Source organism: Microvirga sp. 3-52, assembly GCF_018383585.1.
Taxonomy (GTDB): Bacteria; Pseudomonadota; Alphaproteobacteria; order Rhizobiales; family Beijerinckiaceae; genus Microvirga.
Window position 1 is genome coordinate 64,197 of the sequence record NZ_JAHAMK010000024.1, and the last position, 8,086, is coordinate 72,282.

Genomic DNA, 8,086 nt, shown 5'->3' on the forward strand with positions numbered 1-8,086 from the left:
ACGGCCCGCGCATGGACATCAAGCCGCGCCTGCTAGGGCGCAACTCCGTGCGTTAAGCAGTTTCGATCCTTTCTGTTGATCATGCCATTTTGTCGCGGTGCCAAGCTTGAGGTCGCCTGATATCGGGCTCTCACGTCTCCCGAAATTCCCGCGAAAGGTACGGTCGTGAAACTTGCGGCCCTTGGATTGTGTCTGATCCTTCTAGCATTGCCTTCCGCGGTTCGAGCGAGCGAAGATCTCGTGGCCAAACGCGAAGCCTGCCGCGTGGAGGCGAGGAGCCGCATCGCGCCCAAGAGAAAGATCGAGGTCGACGATTATCGCCGCATCGTGGAGCGGCGCGCGGCCTACGTCGCTCAGTGCATCAACCGAACCGTCGTGGCCCACAGCACCGCTCCGCTCCCGCCGCAAAGAGTGCTCGACGATGCGACGGACAGCGACAGGCAGGGCGTCGTCGCGTCGAGCCAAAGTGAGCCTCGTCGCATTGCACCGCGTATGGAACGGCGGAAGCTCAAGATCGCTTCGGTCAGGACGACCAAGACTAAACTCAAGGGCAGGAAGGTCAGAGTTTCGTCCCGCGGGGGAAGGTAGGCTCCTCGGAGTTCGGTCGGTATTCACTTCCCTCGTCATCACCGGCCTTGTGCCGGTGATCCCGTTAAAGAGAAGCGCGGCGCTTCACGGGATCGGGATGGTCAACAAAAGGCTGATGAGATCCTGTTTCCTGTTTCCGGCCAGCCTCCCGCCCGACCTCTCCTGAAACCTTACCAACAATTCATCTGCGGGTGAGAGTACCGTAAGGCTTGAACCCCCATCTTGCTCTCATGACGAACCCAAGAGGTTCATCCAGGAGAGACAAGACATGTTGGACAAGGTTTCCACTCCCGCCCGCAAGCGCACCGCAAAGTGGCTCGGCGCAGCGGCCGTGGCCGCGATCATCGCGGGCGGCGCCGTCGAGAGCGGTCTGGTTGCTCCCAATCCCGCCCATGCCGAATTGCGCTCCATGGCGCAGCCGGTGCAGGGCGTTCCGTCCTTCGCCGACGTCATCGACCGGGTGAAGCCCGCGGTCGTGGCCGTGAAGGTCAAGGTGCAGAACGTCGCCGACCGGAACAACGACGACGAGGACGGTCAGCAGTTCTCGATGCCGGACCTGCCTCCGGGCCACCCGATGGAGCGCTTCTTCCGCCAGTTCCGCGACCAGATGCCCGGCGACCGCGGCGACCGCGGCCCGCGCCGTGAGCGTCCCCGTCAGTTCGGCCAGTCGCTCGGCTCCGGCTTCTTCATCTCGGCTGACGGCTATGTGGTGACCAACAATCACGTCGTCGAGAACGGCTCCGAGGTGCAGATCACCATGGATGACGGCAAGACCCTCGACGCCAAGGTCATCGGCACCGATGCCAAGACCGACCTCGCCCTCCTAAAGGTCGAAGGCAACGACTTCCCCTATGTCCGCCTCGCCGGCCAGAAGGCCCGCATCGGCGACTGGGTGATGGCCATCGGCAACCCGTTCGGCCTCGGCGGCACGGTGACGGCCGGCATCGTGTCGGCTCAGCACCGCGATATCGGCGCCGGTCCCTATGACGACTTCATCCAGATCGACGCCTCGGTGAACAAGGGCAACTCCGGTGGCCCGACCTTCAACCTCGCGGGCGAGGTCGTGGGCGTGAATACGGCGATCTTCTCGCCCTCGGGCGGCAATGTGGGTATTGCGTTTGCCATCCCGGCGAGCACCGTCGAGAACGTGGTGGCTTCCCTGAAGGACAAGGGCTCCGTGACCCGCGGCTTCATCGGCGTGCAGATGCAGCCGGTGACCAAGGAGATCGCCGAGGCCATCGGCCTCAAGGAGCCCAAGGGCGCCCTCGTGGCCGAAGCCATGAAGGACGGTCCCGCCGCCAAGGCCGGCGTCCGGACCGGCGATACGATCATCGCCGTCGACGGGCAGCCGATCAACGAGGCCAAGGATCTATCCCGCAAGGTCGCCAACGTGGCGCCGGGCAAGTCCCTGTCCCTCACCCTCTGGCGTGAGGGCAAGGAGCGGACCGTGACCCTCGAGGTCGCGAGCCAGCCGAAGGGCGTCTGATCCACACAAGGTAGTAGGGCACCAGGGTTTTGAGTTGATTGCCCCTGACACCTGGTGTCTTCTGCCCACGGCAGGCTGGCCTCATCCCCCTCCAAGGCCGGCCTGCCGTCGGGCATCTCATCGCGTTACAAGTGGGCTTATGCGGATTCTCATCATCGAGGACGACAAAGAGGCGGCCTCCTACCTGGTCAAGGCGTTTCGCGAAGCGGGCCACGTGGCGGACCACGCCGCCGACGGTCTCGACGGCTATGCCATGGCGGAGGAGGGGCATTACGACGTGCTCGTGGTCGACCGCATGCTGCCCAAGCTCGACGGCCTCTCCCTGATCCGCTCCCTGCGCGAGCAGCGGGTCGAGACGCCGGTTCTCATCCTTTCCGCCCTCGGCCAGGTCGACGATCGCGTGAAGGGCCTGCGCGCGGGCGGTGACGATTATCTCCCGAAACCGTACGCCTTCTCCGAGCTTCTGGCCCGCGTCGAGGTTCTCTCGCGCCGCCGGGCATCGGCCCCCAATACCGAGCCGACGCTCTACCGCATCGCCGATCTCGAACTCGACCGCCTGTCGCATCGCGTGACCCGCTCGGGCCAGGAGATCGTGCTGCAGCCGCGCGAGTTCAGGCTGCTCGAATACCTGATGAAGAACGCCAATCAGGTGGTCACCCGCACCATGCTGCTGGAGCATGTGTGGGACTACCACTTCGATCCGCAGACCAATGTGATCGACGTTCACGTCTCGCGGCTGCGCGCCAAGATCGACAAGGGCTTCGACAAGCCGCTGATCCACACCATCCGCGGGGCGGGCTACATGGTGCGTGTCGGCGCCGACGGCGATGAGGAATGAGCGTGCCCCGATGAACGCCCCCATGAGCGCCCTCGGCAAGCTCGTCCGGACCACCGCGTTCAAGCTCTCCTTCGCCTATCTTCTCATCTTCACCGTCTTCGCTTTCGTGGGCATGGGCTACGTGGCCTGGAACGCCCAGCGGCTGCTGACCCAGCAGTTCATATCGACGATCGAGACCGAGATCGACAGCCTGTCCAACCTTTACAGGTTCGGGGGCCTGCGCCGTCTCGTGACCAGCGTCGAGCGACGCTCTCGCGCACCGGGCGCGTTGCTCTATCTCGTTACGACGGAGGCCGGCGAGCGGGTTGCCGGCAATGTGGGCGCATTGCCTCCCGACGTGCTCAGCCGGACCGGCCAGTTCGAGACGCTCTACAACCGCACCGACGAGACGGAGACGCGGCCCGACACGGCCATCGTGCGGGTCTATCTTCTCCCGGGCGGGTTCAGGCTCCTCGTCGGGCGCGACATCGAGGAGCGCCGGCGCCTTCAGGAAGTGATCTATCGCGCCTTCGGGTATTCGCTGCTCTTCATCGTCGTGCTCGGCTGCGTCGGCGGATGGTTCATCACAAGGCGCGTCCTGAAGCGCGTCGACGACATGACGGAGATCACGCGGCACATCATGACGGGCGACCTGGGAGGGCGTCTGAAGATCGCCGGAACCGGCGACGAGCTCGACCGGCTGGCGCAAAACCTCAACGACATGCTCGATCGCATCGGCGAGCTGATGCGCGGCATGCAGGAGGTCTCGGACAACATCGCCCACGACCTCAAGACACCGCTGACGCGGCTGCGCAACAAGGCCGACGAGGCCCTGCGCACGGCGAGCACCCCCGATGAGCTGAAATCGGCTCTCGAAGCGACCATCGAGGAAAGCGACAACCTGATCCGCATCTTCAACGCGCTGCTCATGATCGCACGCCTGGAGGCCGGCAACGCACGCGAGGGTCTGGCGGATTTCGATGCCGCCGAGGCGGTCCGGGACGTGGCGGAACTCTACGAGGCGCCTGCCGAAGAGGCGGGCGTATCGCTGGAGGTTTCCGTGGAGGACGACCTGCCGATCCACGGCAGCCGGGAGCTGTTGGGGCAGGCCATGGCGAACCTCCTCGACAACGCCCTGAAGTATGGCGCTGCAACCGGTGGAGCGCCTCCGACGATCGGCGTGTCCGCCCATCGGAGCGACGGCGAGGTGCGCATCGCGGTGGCGGACCGGGGCCCCGGCATTCCGGAAGCCGAGCGCGGCCGCGTCCTGGAGCGTTTCGTCCGCCTCGAGACGGCCCGGTCGCGCCCCGGCTTCGGCCTGGGCCTCAGCCTGGCCGCCGCCGTGGCCCGGCTCCACGGCGGAACCCTTCTGCTGGAGGACAACGGGCCCGGCCTGCGGGTGATCCTGGCATTGCCCCTGAAGGCCGTCGAACTGCCGCAGCCGCCCCTGCAATCGGCGGCTTGAATCCGCAAGGCGATGATGTAAGGCCAAAATTTCGGCAGTGCCGGCTGCGCTGCCTGAAGATACCCTCCCTAGTCATGGCCGGCCTTGTGCCGGCCATCCCGATGTGAAGAGCGCCGCGCCCTTCGGATCGGGATCACTGGGACAAGCCCGGTGATGACGTGGAGGAGGTGACGACGTGGAGGGGCGGGTGAAAGGCTGCGGCTCATCCAGTGTGTTCCATCATCCCGTCACACCCTCTGCCGTCATGGCCGGGCTTGACCCGGCCATCCCGATGCGGTGAGGCGCCGCGCTCTGAACAATCGGGATCACCGGCACAAGGCCGGTGATGACGCGGAGGGTGTGAGGTCAAACTGAGGCACTCTCAAATTTTCGATTGCCACCGGCTCTCCGGCGTGAACACTCAAGGCGCCCGCAGACACCGATGGATTGGCCGTGCCGGACCAGACGAAACCCCTTCTCGACCGCCTGACGAAAGCCCCGCTGGTTGCGGATACGAAGCGCGCCAAGGCGCAGTTGGCCGACTTCGTCAAACGGGTCCGGGAAGAGCCCGAGGCCGAGGCGCTCGCAAGCCATGTCGAAAGCGGATTGTTCCGCGACCTCCTCCTGGCCCTGGCCGACCACTCCCCCTTCCTCTGGCAGCTTGTCGTCAACAATCCGGCCCGGATGGCGAGGCTCGCCTTCGCGGCGCCGGAGGAAGCGCATCGCGCCCTCGTCGAGAGCCAGTCCAATCTGTTCCGCGACATGCGTTCCGGCGCCCTCGCGAAACACGATGCCGTGCGCGCGTTCCGGCAGAACCGCAACGCCCATGCGCTTCTCGTGGCTCTCGCCGATATCGGTGGCCTCTGGGGCACGGAAGAGGTCACGCAGGCCTTGTCGGACTTCGCGGACGCTTCCGTCGCCGGCGGCGTGAACCTGGTTCTCACCGAGACGGCCGATCTCGGGCGCATTACCCTCAAGAACCCTGAGGCTCCCGGCGAAGGCTCCGGCTTTACCGTGCTGGCACTCGGCAAGCACGGGGCGGGCGAACTCAATTATTCGAGCGACATCGATCTCGTCATCTTCTTCGATCCTGAGACGACCGCGCTGAAGGACGCTTCCGAGGCGGCCACAATCTATACGCGCATCGCCCAGCAGCTCGCAAAGCTCCTGCAGGAGCGCACCGCGGACGGCTATGTGCACCGTGTCGATTATCGGCTGCGCCCCGATCCGGGCTCGACGCCGACCGCCATGTCGCTGTCCTCCGCTTACGTCTATTACGAGACGGTCGGGCAGAACTGGGAGCGCGCCGCTTTCATCAAGGCACGTCCCGTGGCGGGGGATCTCGCACTCGGTGAGGCGTTTCTGAACGAGCTTCGCCCCTTCATCTGGCGCAAATATTTCGATTTCGCCTCCATTGCCGACGTGCATGCCATGAAGCGGCAGATCCATGCGGTGCGAGGGCATGACGAGATCGCGGTCGCGGGCCATGACATCAAGCTCGGACGCGGCGGCATCCGCGAGGTCGAGTTCTTCGTGCAGACGCAGCAGCTCGTTTTCGGCGGACGCCGGCCGGCCTTGCGTGGGCGTCGCACCCTCGACATGCTCAAAGCTCTTCACGATGAGGGATGGATCACGGCGCAGGCGCGGGACGAACTCTCCGACGCCTATCGTTTCCTGCGCACCATCGAGCACCGGCTGCAGATGGTGGCGGACGAGCAGACGCAGCGCCTTCCTGCGGACGAGGAGCAGCTCAAGCGCTTCGCAAAGTTCTGCGGTTATTCCAGCCTCAAGGCCTTCTCCAAAGCCCTCACGGATCAGGCGAAGATCGTGCAGGGGCATTACGCGCTTCTCTTCGAGGAGGGGCCGGAACTCGCCTCCGATGCCGGCAGCCTCGTCTTCACCGGAACCGCCGACGATCCGGAGACGCTTGCAACGCTCCAGCGCCTCGGCTTTCGCGAGCCCGAGCGCGTGGCGGAAACCGTGCGCGGCTGGCATTTCGGCCGCCGCCCCGCGATCCAGAGCGCCCGCGCCCGCGAGGTGCTCACCGAATTGACGCCGGCACTGCTTTCCGCGCTCGGCGGCACGGCCGATCCCGATGGTGCGCTCGCTGCCCTCGACAGCGCCTTCGGCCGCATGCCGGCGGCCGTCGAACTTCTCACGATCCTGCAATCCCACGACAGGCTGCGCCTGCGCTTTGCCGATCTCCTCGGCACCGCACCACGCCTCGCCGCCACCGTGGCGCAATCCCCGCACGTGCTCGATGTGCTGATCGATCCCGCGTTCAACATCCCTCTCGTCGACGAGACGGCCATCGAAGAGCAGGTGCGCCAGATCATCGGCCATCCCGAAAGCTACGAGGACTTCCTCGACCGCGCCCGCGATGCGGCCCGGCAGATGCGCTTCATCACCGGTGCGCGTCTTCTCTCGGACATTCTTTCCCCAACGCAGGCCGGCGAGGCTTATGCCGCCGTCGCGTCCGCCATCGTCCGGGCCTCGTTCGAACGCGTGCGGCAGGAGTTCGAGGCCGAGCATGGCATGGTGCCGGGTGCGGAGATCGCGATCCTGGGTCTGGGCCGTCTCGGCACGAAGGAACTCACGGCCGGATCCGACCTCGATCTTGTCGTCATCTACGATTTCGATGAGGAGCGGCGCGAAAGCACGGGGCCGCGCCCCCTCGACGTGGTGGTCTACTTCACGCGCCTGACCCAGCGTCTCGTAGCGGCGCTCACGGTGCCCACGCGGCGAGGCCTCCTCTACGAAGTCGACCTGCGCCTGAGGCCTCAAGGAGGCAAGGGCCCGGTCGCGTCGCAGTTCAAGGGCTTCGTCGCCTATCAGACCACGGAGGCGGATCTCTGGGAGCACATGGCTCTCACCCGCGCCCGCGTGCTGGCGGGCGACGAGGCCTTCGGCGCGGCGGTCGAGGCGGCGGTAAGGCGGATCGTGGGAACGCCGCGGGAGCCGGCAAAGGTCTTCGCCGAGGTCCGCTCCATGCGCGATCTCATCGCCCAGGAAAAAGGCGACGACGATCCGTGGGATCTCAAGCTCGCCCGCGGCGGTCTGACCGATCTCGACTTCATCGCGCAGGCCCTCGTGCTGGCGCATGGCGCCGCCCATCCGAGCCTGATCGGCCATGCATCGGAAGAGACGTTTGCGGAGGCGGGGAAGGCCGGGCTGATCGACGAGGAGGAGGCGCGCAGCCTCGTGGAGGCTCACCGCCTGTTCAACGCGGTCTTTCAGTGGCAACGCCTCACCATCGAGGGACGCTTCGATCCCGCGTCCGTCTCGCCCGCCATTCTCAAGCGGCTTGCGACCGTCGCCGGGCTGCCCAATCCGAAAGTGCTCCTGCACCATCTGGAGGAGACGCAAGGCCAGGTGGCCAGCCTCTACGGGGAGATACTGACGGTTGCAGCCGGCCGGAAATCCACATGCGGCCGCGCTTGATGGATCGACTCCATCAGCCCGGAAGTTGAAGGGCCGTTGCTGCCCCAATGAAGCATGGCCGTTGGATTGTCGCAGGGGAGGTTTGAGGGTCTTACACCTGATGCTGCGGCTGTGGATCTAGAGCACCGGTCATTCAGACGAATCCGTATCCGGCTGCGGTGAAGTAGTTACGGCATGCCTCGGGCTCGACGAGATCACAGATGTCGCCGATGGCCCGCCAGAGCGCCTCGACGGTCCGGGCTTCGGCTTTGCGCAAATGTGCTTTGATCTGTGAGAAGACCTGCTCAATCGGGTTCAAATCCGGACTGTA

Annotated in this window: 5 protein-coding genes and 1 pseudogene; 5 read left to right on the plus strand and 1 reads right to left on the minus strand. The window is 65.4% G+C overall.

Annotated elements, in window-relative coordinates; genetic code table 11:
• Window positions 1-240: 240 nt before the first annotated feature.
• The 5 genes from KHP60_RS17600 (at window position 241) to KHP60_RS17620 (ending at window position 7,776) form a co-directional block, all read left to right on the plus strand.
• Window positions 241-588: a hypothetical protein gene (locus KHP60_RS17600; protein WP_213565631.1), complete on the plus strand. Its 348-nt coding sequence runs from the start codon at window positions 241-243 to the stop codon at window positions 586-588.
• Window positions 589-856: 268 nt separating this feature from the next.
• Window positions 857-2,074 (plus strand): S1C family serine protease, encoded by a 1,218-nt coding sequence (locus tag KHP60_RS17605; RefSeq protein WP_213565632.1) that lies wholly within the window; start codon window positions 857-859, stop codon window positions 2,072-2,074.
• Window positions 2,075-2,213: 139 nt separating this feature from the next.
• On the plus strand, window positions 2,214-2,912 hold the full coding sequence (locus KHP60_RS17610) for a response regulator transcription factor (RefSeq protein ID WP_213565633.1): 699 nt from the start codon (window positions 2,214-2,216) through the stop codon (window positions 2,910-2,912).
• 10 nt (window positions 2,913-2,922) lie between these two features.
• Window positions 2,923-4,356 (plus strand): ATP-binding protein, encoded by a 1,434-nt coding sequence (locus KHP60_RS17615; protein ID WP_213565634.1) that lies wholly within the window; start codon window positions 2,923-2,925, stop codon window positions 4,354-4,356.
• Between the two features lie 432 nt (window positions 4,357-4,788).
• The gene (locus KHP60_RS17620) at window positions 4,789-7,776 is read left to right on the plus strand and encodes a bifunctional [glutamine synthetase] adenylyltransferase/[glutamine synthetase]-adenylyl-L-tyrosine phosphorylase (protein ID WP_213565635.1); all 2,988 of its coding nucleotides are present in this window, start codon (window positions 4,789-4,791) and stop codon (window positions 7,774-7,776) included.
• 133 nt (window positions 7,777-7,909) lie between these two features.
• On the opposite strand, the pseudogene KHP60_RS17625 reads toward KHP60_RS17620, so the two are convergent.
• Window positions 7,910-8,086: pseudogene (locus KHP60_RS17625) on the minus strand (IS630 family transposase); the annotation flags it as partial.

Bases quoted from the DNA above. Each gene is read 5' to 3' on its own strand.
- KHP60_RS17605 (WP_213565632.1), top strand. From the start codon at position 857: ATGTTGGACAAGGTTTCCACTCCCGCCCGCAAGCGCACCGCAAAGTGG.
- KHP60_RS17610 (WP_213565633.1), top strand. From the start codon at position 2,214: ATGCGGATTCTCATCATCGAGGACGACAAAGAGGCGGCCTCCTACCTG.
- KHP60_RS17615 (WP_213565634.1), top strand. From the start codon at position 2,923: ATGAACGCCCCCATGAGCGCCCTCGGCAAGCTCGTCCGGACCACCGCG.